At 42.6% G+C, this 18,663-nt stretch carries 21 protein-coding genes; 19 read left to right on the top strand and 2 right to left on the bottom strand.

The window, feature by feature from the left end; translation table 11 throughout:
• Window position 1: 1 nt before the first annotated feature.
• Window positions 2–1,183: a DUF2974 domain-containing protein gene (locus AC4CS8_RS07745; RefSeq protein ID WP_493892680.1), complete on the bottom strand. Its 1,182-nt coding sequence runs from the start codon at window positions 1,181–1,183 to the stop codon at window positions 2–4.
• 134 nt (window positions 1,184–1,317) lie between these two features.
• Between AC4CS8_RS07745 and AC4CS8_RS07740 the strand changes: the two genes are divergently transcribed.
• The 6 genes from AC4CS8_RS07740 (at window position 1,318) to AC4CS8_RS07715 (ending at window position 7,673) form a co-directional block, all read left to right on the top strand.
• Entirely contained in the window at window positions 1,318–2,001 is a 684-nt protein-coding gene (locus AC4CS8_RS07740; RefSeq protein ID WP_493892679.1) for a response regulator transcription factor, read from the top strand.
• Window positions 1,994–2,974 (top strand): sensor histidine kinase, encoded by a 981-nt coding sequence (locus tag AC4CS8_RS07735; protein WP_493892678.1) that lies wholly within the window; start codon window positions 1,994–1,996, stop codon window positions 2,972–2,974. Before AC4CS8_RS07740 ends, AC4CS8_RS07735 begins: the two co-directional genes overlap by 8 nt.
• A gap of 95 nt (window positions 2,975–3,069) precedes the next feature.
• Window positions 3,070–3,828: an ABC transporter ATP-binding protein gene (locus AC4CS8_RS07730; RefSeq protein ID WP_493892677.1), complete on the top strand. Its 759-nt coding sequence runs from the start codon at window positions 3,070–3,072 to the stop codon at window positions 3,826–3,828.
• Window position 3,829: 1 nt separating this feature from the next.
• On the top strand, window positions 3,830–5,842 hold the full coding sequence (locus tag AC4CS8_RS07725) for an ABC transporter permease (RefSeq protein WP_493892676.1): 2,013 nt from the start codon (window positions 3,830–3,832) through the stop codon (window positions 5,840–5,842).
• 240 nt (window positions 5,843–6,082) lie between these two features.
• Window positions 6,083–7,318, top strand: coding sequence for an ammonium transporter (locus tag AC4CS8_RS07720; RefSeq protein WP_493893881.1), 1,236 nt, complete (start codon window positions 6,083–6,085; stop codon window positions 7,316–7,318).
• A 13-nt stretch (window positions 7,319–7,331) separates the two neighbouring features.
• Entirely contained in the window at window positions 7,332–7,673 is a 342-nt protein-coding gene (locus tag AC4CS8_RS07715) for a P-II family nitrogen regulator (RefSeq protein WP_493892675.1), read from the top strand.
• A gap of 58 nt (window positions 7,674–7,731) precedes the next feature.
• Here the strand turns inward: AC4CS8_RS07715 and AC4CS8_RS07710 are convergent, their stop codons facing one another.
• Entirely contained in the window at window positions 7,732–8,676 is a 945-nt protein-coding gene (locus AC4CS8_RS07710) for an IS30 family transposase (protein ID WP_172095684.1), read from the bottom strand.
• Window positions 8,677–8,927: 251 nt separating this feature from the next.
• Here AC4CS8_RS07710 and AC4CS8_RS07705 point away from each other — a divergent pair, with 251 nt between their 5' ends.
• The 13 genes from AC4CS8_RS07705 to AC4CS8_RS07645 all read left to right on the top strand — a co-directional run bounded on the left by AC4CS8_RS07705 (window position 8,928) and on the right by AC4CS8_RS07645 (window position 18,660).
• Entirely contained in the window at window positions 8,928–9,080 is a 153-nt protein-coding gene (locus tag AC4CS8_RS07705) for a hypothetical protein (protein ID WP_493892674.1), read from the top strand.
• Window positions 9,077–9,394 carry a PadR family transcriptional regulator gene (locus AC4CS8_RS07700; protein WP_493892673.1) on the top strand — a complete coding sequence of 106 codons (318 nt, stop codon included), beginning with the start codon at window positions 9,077–9,079 and terminating at the stop codon, window positions 9,392–9,394. The genes AC4CS8_RS07705 and AC4CS8_RS07700 overlap by 4 nt, the downstream gene beginning before the upstream one ends.
• Window position 9,395: 1 nt before the next feature.
• A complete protein-coding gene (locus AC4CS8_RS07695; protein WP_493892672.1) occupies window positions 9,396–10,190 on the top strand; it encodes a DUF1129 domain-containing protein in 795 nt (264 codons plus the stop codon).
• A 1-nt stretch (window position 10,191) separates the two neighbouring features.
• Window positions 10,192–11,016, top strand: coding sequence for a DUF1129 domain-containing protein (locus AC4CS8_RS07690; protein ID WP_493892671.1), 825 nt, complete (start codon window positions 10,192–10,194; stop codon window positions 11,014–11,016).
• 71 nt (window positions 11,017–11,087) lie between these two features.
• Window positions 11,088–11,324, top strand: coding sequence for a DUF2829 domain-containing protein (locus tag AC4CS8_RS07685; RefSeq protein ID WP_004194840.1), 237 nt, complete (start codon window positions 11,088–11,090; stop codon window positions 11,322–11,324).
• Window positions 11,317–12,015, top strand: coding sequence for a 3-oxoacyl-ACP reductase (locus tag AC4CS8_RS07680; protein WP_493892670.1), 699 nt, complete (start codon window positions 11,317–11,319; stop codon window positions 12,013–12,015). Before AC4CS8_RS07685 ends, AC4CS8_RS07680 begins: the two co-directional genes overlap by 8 nt.
• A gap of 11 nt (window positions 12,016–12,026) precedes the next feature.
• A complete protein-coding gene (locus AC4CS8_RS07675; RefSeq protein WP_493892669.1) occupies window positions 12,027–12,578 on the top strand; it encodes a GNAT family N-acetyltransferase in 552 nt (183 codons plus the stop codon).
• Window positions 12,575–13,045: an ASCH domain-containing protein gene (locus tag AC4CS8_RS07670; RefSeq protein ID WP_493892668.1), complete on the top strand. Its 471-nt coding sequence runs from the start codon at window positions 12,575–12,577 to the stop codon at window positions 13,043–13,045. Before AC4CS8_RS07675 ends, AC4CS8_RS07670 begins: the two co-directional genes overlap by 4 nt.
• A gap of 133 nt (window positions 13,046–13,178) precedes the next feature.
• On the top strand, window positions 13,179–14,561 hold the full coding sequence (gene glmU / locus AC4CS8_RS07665) for a bifunctional UDP-N-acetylglucosamine diphosphorylase/glucosamine-1-phosphate N-acetyltransferase GlmU (RefSeq protein ID WP_493892667.1): 1,383 nt from the start codon (window positions 13,179–13,181) through the stop codon (window positions 14,559–14,561).
• Between the two features lie 8 nt (window positions 14,562–14,569).
• Entirely contained in the window at window positions 14,570–15,115 is a 546-nt protein-coding gene (locus tag AC4CS8_RS07660) for an NUDIX hydrolase (RefSeq protein WP_493892666.1), read from the top strand.
• Window positions 15,116–15,124: 9 nt separating this feature from the next.
• Window positions 15,125–15,445, top strand: a complete 321-nt coding sequence (gene macP, locus AC4CS8_RS07655; RefSeq protein WP_493892665.1) for a cell wall synthase accessory phosphoprotein MacP — start codon at window positions 15,125–15,127, stop codon at window positions 15,443–15,445.
• A gap of 9 nt (window positions 15,446–15,454) precedes the next feature.
• On the top strand, window positions 15,455–16,144 hold the full coding sequence (locus AC4CS8_RS07650) for a 5'-methylthioadenosine/adenosylhomocysteine nucleosidase (RefSeq protein ID WP_493892664.1): 690 nt from the start codon (window positions 15,455–15,457) through the stop codon (window positions 16,142–16,144).
• Between the two features lie 98 nt (window positions 16,145–16,242).
• Entirely contained in the window at window positions 16,243–18,660 is a 2,418-nt protein-coding gene (locus AC4CS8_RS07645) for a GBS Bsp-like repeat-containing protein (protein ID WP_493892663.1), read from the top strand.
• Window positions 18,661–18,663 lie beyond the last annotated feature (3 nt).

Raw genomic sequence — 18,663 nt, 5'->3', positions numbered from 1 at the left:
ACTAGTTTTCGTTTTTTTCAGGCTTGTCAATTTGGAATAATTTTCGCCAATCGGGTAGAGAAATTTCTGGATTTGGAAGCAGATTTCCCAAATTATCTCTCCAAATTTGATAACGGGTATCAAACAGTAGTCGAATCAGTTTGTCCATCATCTCAGCTTCTTCAGGAGAAAGTTCCTTGAGTAGTCGATCAATTTCTTGTAATTTTTGGAGGGGATTGACCGTTATGTCGCTAAAACGCTCGATTCCAGCTTTGATGAAGATACCGAAGAAGAGATCAAAGAAATTCCGTAGTTCTTCATCCGTCAAACTAGCTGTCCAAGTTTTAAAGGTTTGGTCAGTTTGTAGGCTATCACTTGTTAGAGCAGGGGCTGGTTTAAAATCATTTCCTTCAACTTCCCAAGAAAAGCTAATATGTTGTAGAAGTCCAATAGTGTTGCTTTGAACAATTTGAGCATTTTCTGGTGTTTCCAACATCATACCGACGATGGAACTTTGTGGAATGACAGGATGGATGCGGTCTTTGATAGCTTGATAGCCGGGTGCTTCTAAGTGTTTCTTATGGAGTCCGGGAGCATCAAATGGATAAACAGCTAAAATACGCTCTTGTAAGTTAGAAGTTTGTTGACAAGCTGAATAAAGAGCTAGGTTTCCGCCTTTAGAATGTCCAGCAATATAAAAATTTCCGTTTTGACTAGACATTAACTTTTCCAAGTAACCGCTTGCCGAACGTTGGGCAGGGATTTCATCCATGTAGGTCATGTGGAAATCTTCCTTCCAACCGATAATGGTATCATCAGTTCCTCTAAAGCAAGTTAAGATGGTCTGTCTGTCCATGCGGTAACTGATGGCAGAAAATTGTTTTTCTTGGTCCAGTTGATAATCATCTACAAAGCCAAATGCTTTAAGATGTTTGAATCGGTTTGATTTTGCAAGAAGAGATAGTAAGGTAAGTCGGCTTTTGGTCACCATGGAAAAAGGAGGAAAGTTATTTTGGTAGGTCTCCTCGAATACCTTGGCTAGATAATCCAAGCGGATACCAGTTTCAGTAAATGTATACGGCACTAAATTATCAAAGGGAAGATAAGATAGCTCAGTCAGAGCCAAAATATCCAGTTTGTTGATTGGTTGGTCATAGAAAGTGTCGTATTGACTTTCTTCAATGTAGGTTAATAAATTCGGCATAGCAATCCTTTCCTTTTTTATCTAGTATAACGAAATATGTGAGGAATGACAAATTTGGGCAGCTATTTAGAAAATTTTCCCTATTTACTGATTTATAGTCTATAATATATAGTATAGTAAATAAGGAGAGAGCTATGCAGAAGATCTTAGTAGTTGAAGATGATAAAACCATTAGCCATTTGGTTACCAAAAATTTGATAAACTGGGGTTATCAGGTGGAAGAAGTCAAGGACTTTCAAACCATTTTGGAACAGATAGAAACCTTTCAGCCTCACTTGATTTTATTGGATATTGGTCTGCCTTTTTTCAATGGCTATTACTGGTGTCAGGAAATTCGTAAGACCTCTCGTGTGCCCATTATGTTCCTATCCTCGCACGATCAGCCTATGGATATTGTCATGGCTATCAATATGGGAGCAGATGATTATGTGACCAAGCCCTTTGAAATGACGGTTCTTTTAGCCAAGATACAGGGACTTTTGCGTAGAACCTATGATTTTGTAGGAGAGCAAAGTTTACTCTGGTTTGAGGAAGTTTCCTTGGACATGAAGACCATGCAGGTTTCTTATGGAAAGGCTATGGAAGAGTTGACACGAAATGAATTTCAGATTTTACGAGTTCTGTTTGAGCATGGCAAGGAAGTGGTTAGCCGTGAGGAATTGATGCGCGAGCTCTGGAATAGTGATATTTTTGTGGATGACAATACTTTGTCGGTTAACATCGCTCGCCTGCGTAAAAAATTGGCAGAGCTGGGCCTGCCTGACTTAATCATGACCAAGAAAGGAGTAGGCTACGGCCTGGTGTGGACACATGAATAAGGAAATGTTGCCTGATTTTCTAACTTCTTGGCTCCGTCATCGTTGGCTATTTCTGGTCAGCTACTGTCTTTTTGCCACGACCATTCTGGCTTATAGTGGGCTCTTTGACATCGAAAGGAACCTGGTTTTCTACGCCCTCACCCTGCTCACTATCTGCTGGATTCTCGCCCTCCTCTGGGATTTTTTCAGGGAATTTTCCCGCTTTGGAAAAATCTGGCGTGGTCAAAAAGTAGCTACTGGGACAGCCAGCGAGCGTTTGTTGCAGGAAAAAGTGGAGCGACTAGAAGTCCAAAACAAGCTCCTGCTGGAAAAACAGCGACAGGAACAGACAGAATTAGATGACTACTACACCCTCTGGGCCCACCAGATGAAAACGCCGATTGCAGCCAGTCAGCTCTTGGTTAAGGAAGTAGATAGTAGTCCAGTTCGTCATCAGCTAGAAGCAGAACTCTTCAAGATTGAGCAATACACTGGCTTTGTCTTGAACTATCTCCGTTTACAGTCCTTTCATGACGATTTGGTTATCGAAGCCGTCAATTTGGAAGAGTTGGTCAGAAGTCTGGTCAAGAAATATTCCCTATTTTTCATCCAGGCCAATACCAGCTTGGACTTGGGGCAGTTGGATAGGCTTGTTAAGACAGACAGGCGTTGGCTGGGCCTGTTGATTGAACAAATTTTATCCAATGCCCTCAAGTATTGTCAGGCGGGAAGTATTTCGATTTGTCTGGACGGAGATGATTTGGTCATTCGTGATACGGGAATTGGAATTGCGGAGAGTGACTTGGAGCGGGTCTTTGAGCGTGGTTTCTCAGGTTTCAATGGTCGCAGAACTCAGCAATCTTCGGGATTAGGGCTTTATCTCTCAAGAAAAATTGCTGCGGAGCTGGGCTATTCCCTAAAACTAACATCAAAAATTGGTCAAGGAACAGAAGTGCGAATCGGTATCAAGGAGATTGAGCTTGCTCTAGACTAATCTTACAAAATTGTCACTCAAATGAAAGCTAAAGCGATGGTAGTTTATCTTGGAACCGTATAGAATGAAGGTAGAAAAAGAAAAGGAGTCACGTTATGTCAGTTTTAGATGTTCAACACGTTCAAAAGATATACAGTTCTCGCTTTAAGGCTGGTCAGGTTGAGGCTTTAAAGGATATTCATTTTACGGTGGAAAAGGGTGAATATGTCGCCATCATGGGGGAATCTGGTTCTGGAAAATCCACCTTGCTCAATATTTTGGCAACCCTTGATAAGCCAACACAGGGTAAGGTCTTACTGAATGGTTTGGACACTCAGTCTATCAAGAGCAAGGAAGCTGCAGCCTTTCGCCGTGAGAAACTAGGTTTTGTTTTTCAGGATTTCAATCTCTTGGATACCCTCTCTGTCAAGGATAATGTACTCTTGCCTCTAGTCCTGTCTCGCTTTCCTGTCGATGAGATGAATACGCGTTTGATTCATACCCTCAACAGTTTGGGAATTGCGACCTTGCAAGACAAGATGACTTACGAGATTTCCGGTGGTCAGCAGCAACGGGTTGCGGTGGCGCGTGCCATCATCACTCGACCAGAGATTCTCTTGGCAGATGAGCCGACAGGGGCATTAGATTCCAAATCTTCTGCCACCTTGCTGGATGTTTTTGAGCAGATTAACCAACAGGGGCAAACCATTCTGATGGTGACCCACTCGACAGCAGCAGCCAGTCGCGCCAAACGGGTCCTCTTTATCAAGGATGGTATCCTCTACAATCAAATCTATCGTGGTGAGCGAACTAGTCAGGAAATGTATCAGTTGATTTCAGATACCTTGACAGTCATGGCGAATCGAGGTGAGTAATATGTTTGGACTAACCTTTCGATTGGCTCTGACCAATCTCAAAAAGAACCGTAGGCTCTATTTTCCCTATGCCTTAATGACCACTGTTTCAACAGCTATAGCCTATATTTTTACTTCTTTGACTTTTCATCCAGATTTGAGCAAGATAAGAGGTGCTGACGGAATAAATATGGTTTTGGGCTTCGGTATGATTGTGGTCATGTTGGCGGTCGCTATTATGATTCTCTATGCCAATAGCTTTGTCATGAAGCAACGGTCAAAAGAGTTCGGTGTCTATAGTATTCTAGGCTTGGAGAAAAAACACCTCCTCCTGATGACTTTTCTAGAAAATCTAGTTTTTGCAGCCAGTAGTATTTTGACAGGCTTGTTGCTGGGCTTGGCTCTAGATAAACTCTTCTATGCCCTTTTGCTCAAGGCCATGCAGATGCCTGTTGTTCTAGCTTCAACTTTCCAGTTGAAAAGTCTGGTAACTGTAGTCATCTATCTCTTTGGGATTTTTGCCTTGGTCAGCCTCTTTAATATTGGGAAATTGGGCTTGACCGACTCTCTCAAACTGGTTCAAGGTAAGAAGAGAGGGGATAAGAAATCAGGCTTCCTCTGGCTACAAACCCTCTTAGCCCTTATCCTATTGGGGGCAGGCTACGCCATTGCCCAACTGGTGACCAGTCCGCTGAAAGCTATTCCAAGTTTCTTTGGAGCGACTCTTCTGGTTATATTTGGGACCTACCTGCTCTTCCACGCAGGTGTTATCAGTCTCTTAAACTGGCTAAAACAGCGTCAGACCTATTACTACAAGCCTGAGAATTTTATTTCTGTATCCAACTTGATTTTCCGTATGCGGAAAAATGCTCTGGGTCTTGCGACCATTACCATCCTCTCCAGTATGTTCTTGGTGACCATGGTTGGAGGACTTAATATATACATCGGTGGCAAAGATTATATTGCCAATCAAAATCCAAATGATTATTCGATTGATGTTGGAATGCAACCAACCACTTCAAAAGCTCAAACGGAGAAGTGGGAGGAGTGGGCGGATGCTATCTTAGAAGAGAAGGATATTCCTATTGAAAGTAAGGTGGGCTATCCTTACCAGCAAGCCTATTTTACTGAGGTGACAAATCAGCAAGTAAGATTTTTGACGGATGAAGAAGCTGCTGGTATGGATTTCTCTGACCGATTGGGGAACGGTTTTTTCCTTAATCAAGCCAGCTATGAAAAGATGACGGGAGAAAAACTCCAGTTGGCATCTGACCAAGTGGCCATTTATAGTAAGGGAGTCCAGTATCAAGCTGGTCAAACCCTCACCTTTGGTGAAAAGGAGATGGAAGTTGTCCAAGTCTTGCCCAAGAATGTGACTTTAGGACATCTACCAGACCATAGTTCCTTCCTTTTCAGCCAGTATATGGTCATTGTTGTTCAAGACTTGGCTGTTTTTGAAAATCAAGCTGAGAATCGCTATTATATGGGCTTTGAAAGCAGTCTATCAGAAGAAGAACAAGTAAGTAGCCAAGAGACTTTCTTATCTGGTACTTTTGAAAGCGAATTGTGGTCTTCCAATATTTTGCCTGATGGAACCAACGCCATCAGTCTCGCCTATCGTGCCTATGCGATGCGTGGTTTCTTCAGTTTTGCAGGTTCACTTTTCTTCATCGGCCTCTTGCTATCACTCATCTTTTTGATGGCGGTGGTGCTGGTGATTTACTTCAAACAGATTTCAGAAGGCTATGAAGACAGAGATCGCTTCGTCATTATGACCAAGGTCGGTTTGGATGAGGATCAGACCAGACAGTCCATCCGCAAGCAATTGCTGACCGTCTTTTTCCTACCTATCCTACTTGCCTTTGTTCATCTAGCCTTTGCCTACAAGATGCTCTCGTCAATCTTGTTGTCTATCGGTGTGGTTAATGCAGGACTTATGTTGCAGGTGACTGCAGGCATCTGTGGTGGCTATCTCCTCCTCTACCTAGTGGTCTATGCCATCACCACACGGTCTTACAAACAGATAATTTCCTAAACTTGGGGCAACCCAAGTTTTTTGTCACTTCTGACATATCGTGGAATAAGTTTAGAATTTTCTGTCAATTTAATATTTACAGAATGAGTAGATAGTGTTATTGTATGTAGCATAACAAAAAGTTCATTCCATAGTTGGTTGATTTCTTTTTATTCTTGCTGATTTCCAGCTATATAGAGTTAGTAGAGTGAGAAAAAAGACCAACTGACTATGGTCAGAAAAGGAGTTGTGCTTATGAAAATTGAAGGATCTAGTATTGCCTTTATCATCGTTTGTACAGGATTGGTGTTGCTAATGACCCCTGCACTTGCTTTCTTTTACGGTGGTTTGGAAAGACGGAAGAATGTTATCTCGACCATGATGATGTCAGTCGTTTCACTGGCCATTGCAAGTTTGATGTGGTTCACAGTTGGTTACTCTTTGTCTTTTTCAGGAGATGGAAGTCTCATTGGTGATTTTGGACATGCTTTTTTTAGTGGGGTGAGTGATTCAGTAAGCACACGTGGCCTGTCCATTCCAGATTCTCTGTTTGCAGTATTTCAGATGATGTTTTCTATCATTACAGTTGGGATTTTGACTGGATCGGTTGCAGGTCGTATGCGATTTAAACCACTTTTGTTCTTTATCGTTGGATGGCTGCTTTTAGTTTACTATCCATTTGCTCATATGGTTTGGGACGAGGGCTTGCTTGCCCAATGGGGAACGATTGATTTTGCTGGTGGTGATGTAGTTCATATTACATCAGGGGTAAGCGGATTGGTATTGGCTTTGGTAGTTGGAAAACGCCGGGACTTTAACCGTTTGGAATATCGTCCTCATAACGTTCCCTTTGTCCTTTTGGGAGCAGGATTACTTTGGTTTGGTTGGTTCGGTTTCAATGCTGGCTCTGCCTTGGCAGCAGATGGTTTGGCTGTTCATGCCTTACTCACAACGCATTTATCCGCTGCAGCGGCTATGTTTTCATGGATGTTGATTGAATACAAAGAAAATGGGAAACCTTCCCTTGTCGGTGCTTCAACAGGCTTAGTGGCTGGATTAGTTGCCATCACACCAGGAGCTGGTTTTGTATCAACATGGAGTGCGGTTATTATTGGTCTATTGGTTAGTCCGGTTTGTTTCTATGCTATTGCGATTGTCAAACATAAGCTTGGTTATGATGATGCTTTAGATGCATTTGGTTGTCATGGTGTTGGCGGGATTTTTGGTGGAATTGTAACAGGAATTTTCACTACTCCAGAATTAGCTCTCGACCCAGAGAATATTGGCCTGATTTATGGGAATCCCCGTTTGTTCTTGGTAACTCTTGCTGCTATAGTATTTACCATTGCTTGGTCTGCTGGTATGTCCTTTGTTCTTATCAAAGGGATTGCTTACTTTATGCCACTTCGTGTATCAGATAAAGAAGAAGCCATCGGATTGGATGATACGGAACATGGGGAAACAGCCTACCCAACATTTATGGGCTTAGATTCATAAGAAAGGGAATATCATGAAAAAAGTAGAAGCTATTATTCGTACAGAAAAATTAGAAGATTTAAAGATTGCTTTGACAGGTGCTGGAATTGCCAAGGGAATGACCATTTCACAAGTTTTAGGATTCGGGAATCAGAAGGGATTCGCTGAAATTGTTCGTGGTCATAAGGTGACACCGACCATGCTTGCCAAAGTAAAGATTGAAATAGTTGTGGAAGATGCTGCGGTAGATGCAGTAGTTGACTTGATTACTTCTGCAGTACGCACAGGAGAAGTTGGTGACGGAAAAATTTTCATTCAACCAATAGAAGATGTCATTCGCATCCGCACAGGTGAACGCGGTCGTGATGCGATTTAGAATTTTATAGGATGAAAACTTGGGGCAACCCAAGTTTTTAATTTTTTAAATTGTCAAATTAAGTTAGACTTTTTATATAACTCAGAAAAACTTGGTAAGGTGTTTGATAATTCAAAGACTTTCTAGGGATTCTATTTCTTTTATCAGCTATAGCTGATAAAAACTGCTGAGAAATATCAGTAAAATCCATCTGTTTCGGAAGTCCGTGTCGTCTTAACAAACCGTTCGAGTGTTCATTTAGACCTCGCTGCCCAGGGCAACCTGGATCAGCAAAGAAAATATCAATGTCATGTGCATTCGAAATAGACTTCCAATTAGAAAACTCTTTCCCACAATCAAAGGTTATCGACTTAAAGAGATGTTTAGGAAGTTGAGACAGCCATTGATTGATGGCAGCCTCAATATCACTTGCTTTTCGTCCCTTGGTTTTCAGTGTGATGATGGATTTTGAAAGGCGTTCTACCAAGGTAATAACCGCACTTTTGTGCTTTTCCCCAACAATGGTATCTCCTTCCAAGTGTCCAAATTCTGCATTAAAATCAGGATAGAGTTCAGCCCTTTCACGTAAATCTCTGCGAAACGTTTGTTTTCCTCGTTTTTCACTATGACCATTTGGCTTTCTCTTCCCTTTCCAGGGGAAATCCTCTTTCTTGAAAATACCACGGTCAGCCAGTCGATAGAGAGTTCTCATAGAGCAAGAAATGTTATCCGAATAAGATCCTTTGATGACATCAAGGCTCCAATCTAAATCCAAATGAGTTTGAATAATGTCTTTTTCTGCTTGCGAAAGACTTGTTTTCCTCCGACCACAGCGTTTCTTATTGGCTATATAGCGTTCGTAGTAGTCATAGGCGGAATGGCCGTCTTTGAGAAAGTTGATAACATTATAGATAGTCTGCTTTGACCTCCCCAGAGATGTCATAATATCTACAATTTTTACGCCTTCTTGGTAGTATGCCTCTATCATTACGAGCTCATTTGTGGTAAGATGGGTATAGGTCATTTATGTTAGTTCCTTTCAGACAAATGTGGTAGTTTATCTGAGCCTAACATAGATGGCTTTTTCTGTCTAGCTTAATTTTACAAATTGGGTTTTTTACAAATTTTCACTAATTTGTTTTACAAACTAGTCGGGTTGTGTTATACTATGGATACAAAGTTAATAGGTAAAACAAACTAGTGAGAAATGACAAAGAGGATCACTTTTATTTTTACTTATCTAGTATGTATTACAAACTAGATGGGAGTGGTAAAATGAAATTGGATAAAAAAATAAGAGAAGAATGGGAAATTGCTGGGATTACGATAGTGACGGCCATTATTACAGGCTGGGCTTTGAACTCTCTTGTCATGTTGGTATCTGGCTTGCTGTTTGGATTATTTAATGAAGATGAGGAGAATGTATGAAAGAAACACAGATGCTGAAAGGTGTTCTAGATGGCTGTGTTTTACAGATTATCAGCCAAAAAGAAATCTATGGCTATGAGTTGGTCCAAGAACTGAGGAAGCAGGGATTTGAAAACATGGTCGGTGGAACTGTTTATCCTCTCTTACAAAAACTGGAAAAAAACAACTTGATTGTTAGCCAAAACAAGCCCTCACCAGATGGACCTGACAGGAAGTATTTTTATCTGACAGACCAGGGACACAGCTATTTAGAAGATTTTTGGACACAATGGACAGAATTGGTTGATAAGGTTGACCGTTTGAAAGGAGATTAGAATGAGCAAACTTATGGAATACCGCAAGCGGATTGAAAAAATTGAAAAGCAGTTGACCAAGGAAAATAAGGAATACATGGCCCGTATCAATGGCTATATGATGATTACCTCTATCTTTCATAGAAAGGAAGAAGCGGTGACTGCTCAGCTCTTGTCTATTTACCAAGATGTGCTAGATGCCCAGCAAGACGGTCTTTATGCCGAAGAATATCTGGGTAAAGATAGCAAGCAGATGGCAGATGAGCTACTCAGCTACCTTCCTCCAATCGCCTTCTCAGAAGTCGCAAGATTGAGCGGTTTCATGCTCGTCATCTATCTCGGTAGTCAGTGGATGATGGAATTTGCAGGGACAGGAACGATTTCACTCAACTGGCTATCCGTCATTTGTAACATGGTTCTCAGCCTTCTCCTCCCAGCTGGAATTTTCCTCATTATTCGTGGTCTTATTTACCAGACTAGCAAGGTTAAGATATGGGCTAGTTACTTCCTAGTTCCCCTCTTTTTTCTCCTAGTCACAGGAGTTCGTTTTTGGGTCATCCCAAAGGAACCTGACCTAGTTCTGACTGGATGGGGGCTGCTAGTGCCACTTACCTTAATCGGTTTTGCTCTGCTATTTTTCCAAAAGGAAAAGTTAGTCCGCTATGTCTTTTTACCAAGCTACCTCTTTATGATTGTTGGTGGTGTAATAAATATGAATATGACCGTCCCTGTCTGGATGAATCTCATCTTGATTATTCTTCCCTCTATGACCTTTTGGATTGGTACTGCGTTCTTGTTAGTGAAAAAGGAGAAGTAGAATGAACAAACAACAGGAAAATTTGAATGCCATTAGTGACCTGCAAGGGAAATTGACCAAGGAGAACAAGGCCTATATGCGTAAACTTCATGGCTACATGATATTGGCATCTGCCTTTCATGAGCAGGAGGAAATGGCGACAGAACTATTGCTCTCTATTTACCAAGATGTCTTGGACGCCCAAGCAGACGGTCAATCCGCTGAGGAATTTTTAGGAAAAGATAGCAAGCAAATGGCAGATGAACTCTTGTCAGACTTGCCGCCAATCCGGTGGTATTATGGATTGCGATTAACAGGATTGATTTCCTTGGTATATATGAGCTGGTTTTTCTTAGGTGTATTTGGGGTGACCGGTGCTATGGTGGTAGAATGGCGAGGCTTGCTTTGTGATTTGCTCATTGCACTCATTCTACCCAGCTCTGCCTTTTTCATCCTAAAGAATCTAGTCTATGAATCGTCAAAAATCAAGTCCTATCTGATGATGGGGACATGGGGCGTCAGCTTTGTTGGGTTGATTGCCTTGCGTTTTTGGATTAGTCGTCAGTTTTTCGAAGGAATGTCCATGCCCTTGTGGTCCAGTCTATTAGTGATACTAGGGATTGCTGTGGGTCTATTTTACTACCGCAGTAAGTCAGCCTTGGTTGATACGCTTATTCCAGCCTATGTTTTAGTTGTTATTAGTGGTTTTAGTCAGGTCATTGCGGCTCAGTTTGGTTACGGACCGCAGGACTGGACAGGCTGGTTGCCCTTAATTTTCATGTTTCTTGCCCTTATTTCTACGCTTGTAGGTACATTTTTCATTTTGAAAAAAGAAGTAATCAGTTAGAAATACCGTCAGACTGCTCTGTTGAGTGGTCTGATTTTTTGGTATAATAAAGAAAAACAAAGGAGCAAACCATGACATTTGAAGAGATTTTACCAGGCTTGAAGGCCAAGAAAAAATATGTTCGCACAGGCTGGGGAGGGGCGGAGAACTACGTCCAGCTCTTTGATACCATTGAGGTACACGGGCAAAAGCTAGAGGCGACGCCTTATTTCCTCATCAACGTGACCGGCGAGGGCGAGGGCTTCTCCATGTGGAGTCCGACCCCATGTGATGTCCTTGCGACCGACTGGGTAGAAGTTCATGACTAAGACAATCCTCATCACAGGCGTTTCTAGCGGCATTGGCCTTGAGCAGGCACGGATTTTTTTGGAAAATGGCTGGCGTGTCTACGGGATTGATCAGGCCAGCAAGCCTGATTTGGCAGGGGATTTCCACTTTCTACAGCTGGACCTGGCTGGCGATTTAAGCCCAGTCTTTTCCTGGTGCCAGACAGTTGATGTCCTCTGTAATACAGCAGGCATTCTAGACGATTACCGTCCCCATCTGGATATTGAGGAGGATGAATTAGCTCACATCTTTGCGGTTAATTTTTTTGCGGTGACCAGACTAACTCGCCCCTATCTGCAGCAAATGGTGGACAGACAGTCGGGCATTATTATCAATATGTGCTCCATTGCCTCCAGTCTAGCAGGTGGAGGAGGCTCGGCCTATACTGCCTCCAAGCACGCTTTGGCAGGCTTTACCAAGCAGTTGGCACTGGACTATGCCAAGGACAAGGTCCAGGTCTTCGGCATTGCTCCTGGTGCCGTCCAAACAGGCATGACCCAGAAGGACTTTGAGCCTGGTGGCCTGGCGGACTGGGTGGCAGACCAGACCCCAATCGGACGCTGGACCCAGCCCAGCGAAATAGCAGAGCTGACCTTCATGCTGGCCAATGGCAAACTGGCTTCCATGCAAGGCCAGATTATCACCATTGACGGTGGCTGGAGTTTGAAGTAGGAAGGAAGATTATGATTCTTGAAACCAATCGTCTCTTGCTCCGCCCTTGGAGTGAAACAGACGCAGCTGACTTATTTTCTCAGGCCAGTCATCATGAAGTTGGTCCTGCAGCGGGTTGGCCTGTTCATCAGAGCGTGGAAGAAAGTCGAGAAATTATCAAGACAGTCCTTAGCCAACCCGAAACCTACGCCCTTGTTCTCAAAGAAACGGGACAGGTGATTGGCAGTATCGGTCTGATGATTGGCAAACAGAGTGGTCTTGATTTGCCTGATTCAGAGGCCGAGATTGGTTATTGGCTTGGCCAAACTCTGTGGGGACAAGGTCTGGTCCCAGAAGCCTGTAAAGCGATACTAGACTATGGCTTTAGTCAACTGGATTTAGATCAGATATGGTGTCGTGCGTTTGTAGATAACACCAAATCCCAACGTGTCCAAGAAAAATTAGGCTTTGTCTATCAATATCTACTGGAAGATGAGTATTTCCCACTTATTGATAATGTAAAAACGGAACGAGTGAGTTTACTGACGAGAGAGGAATGGCACACTAGAAAGGAACAATCATGACCCCAACACAACTCTGGCAGGACTATTTTGCAATCAATCCCCAAGCTGGTCCAGAGCCAGAGGCATGGGCTTTTGGAGCAGAAGCTAATCGGCTTGCTGATTTGGTGGCTAGGGGAGTGAAGACCGCAACTAGTTCTGCCCATGCTCTCTACGCAGTAGAGGGAGAAGAACTCCCAACAGCAGGTGGCTACGACATCATTTTTGATGGTCAAGGTCAGGCTGTTTGCATTATCCAGACCAGTAAGGTCTATGTGACGCCCTTCTCCCAAGTGACAGCGGATCATGCTTATAAGGAGGGCGAGTATCGACAGGAAGGAGAATTGTCTGTCGTAAAAGAGAAAAGTCTAGTCCACTGGCGACAAGTTCATCAAGAGCTTTTCACTATCTGGCTGGCGGAAGCAGGTCTAACCTTTTCAGAAGATATGCTGGTCGTCTGCGAAGAATTTGAATTAGTTTATCCTCTCTAGGTTTGGGGGAGTTACAAAGTTTAGGAATGTAGGCTCCTTTTTGTTTGCCTATCTTTGATTCCTGCTCTGCTAATTTCCAAAAAAGGCTAAAATTTGCTATAATGAGAGTATATCATTGAAAAGAGAGAACACTATGAGCAATAACTATGCAATTATCCTAGCAGCGGGCAAAGGGACCCGTATGAAGTCAGACTTGCCAAAGGTCTTGCACAAAGTAGCAGGAATTACCATGCTGGAGCATGTTAAACGTGCAGTGGATGCAATGGGACCTAGTAAAACTGTGACCATCGTTGGTCACAAAGCAGAATTGGTTCAGGCAGTCCTAGAGGGACAGTCCGATTTCGCCCTCCAGTCAGAGCAGTTGGGAACAGGACATGCAGTTATGATGGCTGAGTCAGCCCTTGCAGGATTGGAAGGGCAAACCTTGGTTATTGCTGGTGATACTCCGTTAATCACTGGAGAGAGCCTGAAAAACCTAATTAATTTCCATATTAGCCACAAGAATGTTGCAACGATTTTAACCGCTCAAGCGGACAATCCATTCGGCTATGGTCGGATTATTCGAAATGCAGATGGTGAAGTGCAAAAGATTGTTGAGCAAAAAGATGCCAATGATTTTGAACAGCAAGTCAAGGAAATCAACACGGGGACCTATCTCTTTGACAACAAGCGCTTGTTTGAGGCGCTCAAGGACATCAATACGGATAATGCTCAAGGAGAGTACTATCTAACGGATGTTATCTCCATTTTCCGTCAGGCAGGTGAGAAGGTCGGAGCCTATGTTCTCAAAGACTTTGATGAGAGTCTAGGGGTTAATGATCGTGTTGCTCTTGCAACTGCTGAAGCGGTTATGCGAAAACGCATCAATGAACAACACATGATTAACGGTGTGACCTTTACCAATCCTGATGCGACCTATATTGACATCGATGTTGTAATCGGTGCGGAAGCAGTGATTGAAGCCAATGTTGTCTTGAAAGGTCAGACAGTTATCGGTGAACGAACTGTTTTGACAAATGGAACTCGTGTGCGCGATGCTAAGATTGGGGCAGATGTCATCATCAGCAACTCTGATATTGAAGAGTCAATTGTTGAGGAAGGTGTGACAGTTGGACCATACGCCCATATCCGCCCAGGTAGCCATCTCAAGAAAGAAGTCCATATCGGAAATTTTGTTGAAGTTAAGGGGTCTACTTTGGGCGAACGGACTAAGTCTGGGCACCTGACTTACTTGGGTAATGCCACAATTGGTTCTGATGTTAACATCGGTGCTGGTACTATTACAGTGAATTACGATGGAAAAAACAAATACAATACAACCATTGGAAACCATGCCTTTATCGGTTCAAATTCAACCATTATCGCACCGGTGGTTGTTGGAGATAATGCATTACTAGCCGCAGGCTCTGTTATTACAAAAGATATTCCAACAGATGCAATAGGAATTGGTCGCGGTCGTCAAGAAAATAAAGAAGGCTATGCAACACGTTTTCCGTTTCATCCAAGTCAAAAATAGGTAAGTATATGAATTTTGAAGAAAAAACTATTCAGCGGACAGAAATTTTTAAAGGCCACATTTTTGATGTAGTCGTTGATGATGTAGCTCTGCCAAATGGAGGTACAGGCAAGCGAGAATTAATTTTCCACAAGGGAGCTGTCTGTGTATTGGCAGTTACACCAGAAGACAAGCTAATCTTGGTTCGTCAATACCGCAAGGCTATTGAGCGTGTGATTTATGAAATCCCAGCAGGTAAGTTGGAAGTTGGTGAAGAAGCCAGTCAGGAAGCAGCAGCCCTTCGAGAATTGGAAGAAGAAACAGGCTATACCAGTGATAAGTTAACCCTTTTGGCTGATTTTTACTCTGCAATTGGTTTTTGCAATGAGCGCATCTATCTTTATCTGGCGAATAATCTGGTCAAGGTTGACAATCCACGTCCTATGGATGAAGATGAGGTGATTGAATTGCACGAAGTAACCTTGGAAGAAGCGCAGGAATTGATTGCAAATGGTGAGATTTGCGATGCTAAGACCATTATGGCTGTTCAGTATTTACAATTGATGAGAAAGTAGGAAGTGGCAATGGGAAAGCCCATTTTGACAGACGAAATTTTAGAGAAAGCTAGAAAAGGACAGAAGTTGGAGGACTTTCAAGACAATAGAGGTTTTGGCTACTATAGTCCCAAACAATCTTTAAACGAAGAATTCGAGCCAAATTTCGACGATGAGTATACTGGATATAGAGAAGGACAGACAATGCGAATACCAGTTGAGGCTTCTGTTGTCAAAAGTCGCCGCATTGAAACTATTAAACGTGAGGAATTCAGAGGAAAAGTTAACAAGATTCTCTTTTGGGTCGTTATATTGGTCATTCTATTTATACTCGCTGTTTTATTTATCTAAGGAGAAGTCATGAAATTTGGAATCATTGCTGCTATGCCTCAAGAATTAAAGATTCTAGTGGAGAGTCTACAAGGTGGAACTGAAATCGATATTTTGGGGCGGACTTATTATTGTGGGCGAATTGGTCACCATGAAGTTGTTCTTGTCCAGTCAGGGATTGGGAAAGTCATGTCCGCCATGTCTGTGGCTATCTTAGCAGACCGTTTTGCAGTAGATGTTATTGTTAATACCGGATCAGCTGGCGCAGTAGCTGATGGAATCGCGATAGGTGATGTGGTTGTTGCAGATCGTTTGAGTTACCATGATGTAGATGTGACGGCTTTTGGCTATGCCTATGGGCAAATGGCAGGGCAGGAATTGTATTATCCAACTGATCAAGCCTTATTGAGACAGTTAACAACCGTTTTGGCGGAGCAGGAAATGACCAGCCATGTAGGTTTGATTGTGACAGGTGATAGTTTTATTGCTGGAAAAGATAAGATTACAGCGATAAAGAATCATTTCCCAGAAGTCCTTGCTGTAGAGATGGAAGGAGCAGCTATTGCTCAAGCGGCAGTAAATGTAGGCAAACCCTTCTTGGTCATCCGCGCTATGAGTGATACGGCTCAGGGAGACGCCAATATCACCTTTGATGAATTTATCATTCAAGCAGGTGAACGTTCTGCTCGAATGCTAATAGCATTTTTGGAAGAAGTGTAGAACTTCTTTTTTTTTTGTCCATTTTCTAACAAAAGAAGCTGTTCCTTTTTTATAGAATTTATGGTAAGATAAAAAAGTAGGATACTAAGGAGGTTTATATGAAAAAAATGCGTCGTCTGACTATTGTAACGCTCTTTTTCTTGCTGACTGGGACAGCTCTTCCAGTTTTAGCAGAAACGACAGCGCTGGAAACAGTAGACTCTAGTCGTGCAGAGGACACTAGTGGTCAGGATACAAGTAGCTCTTCTTCGACAATAGATTCCATTGATTCAACGGTTACAAGCCTAACTTCGACCAGTACGAGTTCATCAGAAGAAGAGGTGACGACTTCGTCAGGAACGGGTAATCAGGATAGCTCTCAAACGATGACGGAAACTACTGCGGAAGAGACGAAAGTGCTCTATCGTCTCTATCATCCAGGACTAAGAACGCATCTCTATACGAACAGTATTACCGAATACACAGCCCTAGGACAAAGAGGCTGGAAACAGGAAGGGCAAGCTTGGCAAACGTCAACGAAAAATGGAGAAGATGTGTATCGCCTCTATCATTCAGGCTTACAAGTACATCTGTACACCAAAAGTAAGAATGAATATGATAGCTTGGCGCAAAGAGGTTGGAAACAAGAAGGTGTGGCCTTTAAATCTTCCGGATCAGTACCTGTCTATCGTCTCTATCATGCAGGAAATCAGCGTCATCTATATACAACGAGTGTGACAGAATATAATCAGTTAGCAAGCAGAGGCTGGAAGCAAGAGGGGATTGCCTTCTACGCCCTTGATGGAGGGGCAGGTTCCACCAGTTCTGGATCCACTCAGCCAGACCAACTAACCGGTACTTTGACTAGTCAACTACAAGAGAATGGAATTTTTATTCAGCTAACTGCCAACGAATCTGCTGATTTAAGTCAAGTTCTTTTTGCAGTTTGGTCTGAAAAAAATGGTCAAGATGACATAAAATGGTACGCAAGTTCAGCAACAGGAACGGTTGTTGTACCTTATGAAAATCATAAAGGATATGGAGCTTATCAAGTTCATGCCTACTGGAAAGTATCAGGTAGAGTCAGTGGCATCACGAGCCATCAGCTTACCCTTGCTCAGCCAAGTCTAACAGGAACAGTAAGTCAACTAAGCCCAGCACGTTATCGCCTAGTTGTCAACAATGTACCACCAACAGTCCAATCTATACAAATTCCTGTTTGGTCTGAAAAAGATGGACAGGATGATCTCCGTTGGTATACAGCAACCAAGCAATCAGACGGAAGCTATCAAGTTACGGTATCTTTGCAAGATCATAAGTTCAATTCTGGTTCTTATCAAGCTCATATTTATATCACCACTAAAAATGGTAAAGAAACGATAGGAGTTGGAACGATTCCTAATTTCCAAGTAGCTCCTATTACGCAGAACTCAGCTAAAGTAACGATTTCCAATGTTCAGAATACTGGGAAATTCGATGTGATTGTATCAGATATTGTAGCCACAGGAGAACTTCAACAAGTATCCATTCCTGTCTGGTCAGATGCAAACGGACAAGATGATATTCGTTGGTACAATGCAACTAAACAGAACAACGGAACTTATCGTGTAACAGTAGATATGGCGAATCATCGATATGATTGGGGTCTCTATCATGCTCATGCCTATCTAATCACCAAGAATGGACAGAAATCTGGTGCAGGGACTACCCAAGCAAATCTACCAAAACCAACCAAGACAACTCAGATTACATCAATTTATCAAGGAACAGGTAATTACCGTATCAATCTACAAGGAGTTTTAACGAGTGGACAGGTCCGTTTGGCGATTTGGTCTGATACAAATGGACAAGACGATATTCGTTGGTATGACGCTATTCGTCAGGGCACCACAAGTTTCATTGGTCATTTTAATGCGCAGAATCATTCAGGGACAGGAAAGTACCATATCCATGTTTACGAAGTAGTCAACGGACAAATGAAGGGAATCGGGACACAGACAGTTCAGGTTGCTAGAAATTCTTTTGTTGCACCATATTTTTCTCAGCTTGATTCACGTTGGAGTGGCTTACGATATGGATTGTGGGCTTTTGGTCCAACAGGTTGCGTTCCGACAGTTGTCGCAATGATTATTTCAAGTCTGAAAGGGGCCACTGTTTCACCTGTAGATATAGGGAATTTCCTGCATTATAACACAATGGAATTTAACCGTAATTTTGCTGGAACTAGTAGCCGAGGAGTAGTTCTTGCAGCTCAACATTGGGGGCTAAAAGCTACTGCACTCAATTCAGTAAACGATTTATCGCTTGCTCTCCAACAAGGTTATTTCGTGGCAGCTGCTGTAGGGAATAGTAAATTTGTCATTGGTGGTGGTCATGAAATTGTGTTGAAAGGGTATCAAAATGGTCACACCTATGTATTAGATCCTTACAATCCAAGTAACAATGGCTGGTACAATATCCAGTATCTGTGGAGCATCCAAAGTACAGACCCAGTTGATCGGACAGAGGGCGCTCCATTCATAAAAATCACTGACTAATAC

Source organism: Streptococcus sp. NSSLK0004 (assembly GCF_059039125.1).
This window is presented reverse-complemented; position numbering and strand designations above follow the sequence as displayed.

What these genes read in the sequence shown, in the direction of transcription:
- AC4CS8_RS07685 (WP_004194840.1), top strand. Translation starts at nt 11,088, where the DNA reads ATGACATTTGAAGAGATTTTACCAGGCTTGAAGGCCAAGAAAAAATAT.
- AC4CS8_RS07660 (WP_493892666.1), top strand. Translation starts at nt 14,570, where the DNA reads ATGAATTTTGAAGAAAAAACTATTCAGCGGACAGAAATTTTTAAAGGC.
- AC4CS8_RS07730 (WP_493892677.1), top strand. Translation starts at nt 3,070, where the DNA reads ATGTCAGTTTTAGATGTTCAACACGTTCAAAAGATATACAGTTCTCGC.
- AC4CS8_RS07700 (WP_493892673.1), top strand. Translation starts at nt 9,077, where the DNA reads ATGAAAGAAACACAGATGCTGAAAGGTGTTCTAGATGGCTGTGTTTTA.
- AC4CS8_RS07670 (WP_493892668.1), top strand. Translation starts at nt 12,575, where the DNA reads ATGACCCCAACACAACTCTGGCAGGACTATTTTGCAATCAATCCCCAA.
- AC4CS8_RS07710 (WP_172095684.1), bottom strand. Translation starts at nt 8,676, where the DNA reads ATGACCTATACCCATCTTACCACAAATGAGCTCGTAATGATAGAGGCA.
- AC4CS8_RS07740 (WP_493892679.1), top strand. Translation starts at nt 1,318, where the DNA reads ATGCAGAAGATCTTAGTAGTTGAAGATGATAAAACCATTAGCCATTTG.
- AC4CS8_RS07735 (WP_493892678.1), top strand. Translation starts at nt 1,994, where the DNA reads ATGAATAAGGAAATGTTGCCTGATTTTCTAACTTCTTGGCTCCGTCAT.
- AC4CS8_RS07715 (WP_493892675.1), top strand. Translation starts at nt 7,332, where the DNA reads ATGAAAAAAGTAGAAGCTATTATTCGTACAGAAAAATTAGAAGATTTA.
- AC4CS8_RS07675 (WP_493892669.1), top strand. Translation starts at nt 12,027, where the DNA reads ATGATTCTTGAAACCAATCGTCTCTTGCTCCGCCCTTGGAGTGAAACA.
- AC4CS8_RS07645 (WP_493892663.1), top strand. Translation starts at nt 16,243, where the DNA reads ATGAAAAAAATGCGTCGTCTGACTATTGTAACGCTCTTTTTCTTGCTG.
- AC4CS8_RS07650 (WP_493892664.1), top strand. Translation starts at nt 15,455, where the DNA reads ATGAAATTTGGAATCATTGCTGCTATGCCTCAAGAATTAAAGATTCTA.
- AC4CS8_RS07705 (WP_493892674.1), top strand. Translation starts at nt 8,928, where the DNA reads ATGAAATTGGATAAAAAAATAAGAGAAGAATGGGAAATTGCTGGGATT.
- AC4CS8_RS07690 (WP_493892671.1), top strand. Translation starts at nt 10,192, where the DNA reads ATGAACAAACAACAGGAAAATTTGAATGCCATTAGTGACCTGCAAGGG.
- AC4CS8_RS07725 (WP_493892676.1), top strand. Translation starts at nt 3,830, where the DNA reads ATGTTTGGACTAACCTTTCGATTGGCTCTGACCAATCTCAAAAAGAAC.
- AC4CS8_RS07745 (WP_493892680.1), bottom strand. Translation starts at nt 1,183, where the DNA reads ATGCCGAATTTATTAACCTACATTGAAGAAAGTCAATACGACACTTTC.
- glmU (WP_493892667.1), top strand. Translation starts at nt 13,179, where the DNA reads ATGAGCAATAACTATGCAATTATCCTAGCAGCGGGCAAAGGGACCCGT.
- macP (WP_493892665.1), top strand. Translation starts at nt 15,125, where the DNA reads ATGGGAAAGCCCATTTTGACAGACGAAATTTTAGAGAAAGCTAGAAAA.
- AC4CS8_RS07695 (WP_493892672.1), top strand. Translation starts at nt 9,396, where the DNA reads ATGAGCAAACTTATGGAATACCGCAAGCGGATTGAAAAAATTGAAAAG.
- AC4CS8_RS07680 (WP_493892670.1), top strand. Translation starts at nt 11,317, where the DNA reads ATGACTAAGACAATCCTCATCACAGGCGTTTCTAGCGGCATTGGCCTT.